Below are 626 nucleotides of genomic sequence, written 5' to 3' on the forward strand. Positions count from 1 at the left end.
CGTCCGCACCTGCCGCGCCCATGTGGCCAAGCTCTCCGCCGCCCTGGGCAGCAGCAGCCGGGCCCAACTCGGCTACCTGATCGCCCGGTCCGGAATCCTCGAATCGGATTCCTGACCGAACCTCCCGCCCCGGGGTACGGGCGTGACTGCACCACAAGGGGAGAGCACAGCCACGCCCGTACACGTCGAGGAAGTTCCCGGCTCCCTCGACGCGTACAGAATCCCCCGGACGCCCACAGTCGTACCACCATCCACTTGTTGCAGTGCACAAAGCAGGGGGGTACCAATGGGAACAGAAGGCATCGAAACACCCCATCCGCACGCGAACACCGAAGTGTGCGAGCCGGCGTTGCGCCTGTACCGCGAAGCCCTGCACACCGGGCGAGTCGCGCGAGCCGAACTCGGCGCCGTCCCCTGCCTCATCGACATGGCTCTGCTCCACCCCGACCCGTGGGACGACCGGTGGATGCGCCCGGTACCGCCTTCGGCCGCCCTGGCCAACGCGCACACGGCCATCCGGCGCGGAACCAGGATCCGGCACATCTACCAGCACCCGGCCCGGTACAGCAGCTCCGTCAGAAGCTATCTGTCCCAGATACCGGTCCAGCATCTTCAGGTACGCACGA

General features: G+C 67.3%; 2 pseudogenes. Both read left to right on the top strand.

The window, feature by feature from the left end:
• A pseudogene (locus B7L92_RS43490) lies at positions 1 to 115 on the top strand (helix-turn-helix transcriptional regulator); the annotation flags it as partial.
• Positions 116 to 286: 171 nt separating this feature from the next.
• Positions 287 to 626 (top strand): annotated as a pseudogene (locus B7L92_RS41760) (hypothetical protein); the annotation flags it as partial.

Source organism: Streptomyces viridosporus, assembly GCF_002078235.1.
GTDB classification, from domain to species: domain Bacteria; phylum Actinomycetota; class Actinomycetes; order Streptomycetales; family Streptomycetaceae; genus Streptomyces; species Streptomyces viridosporus.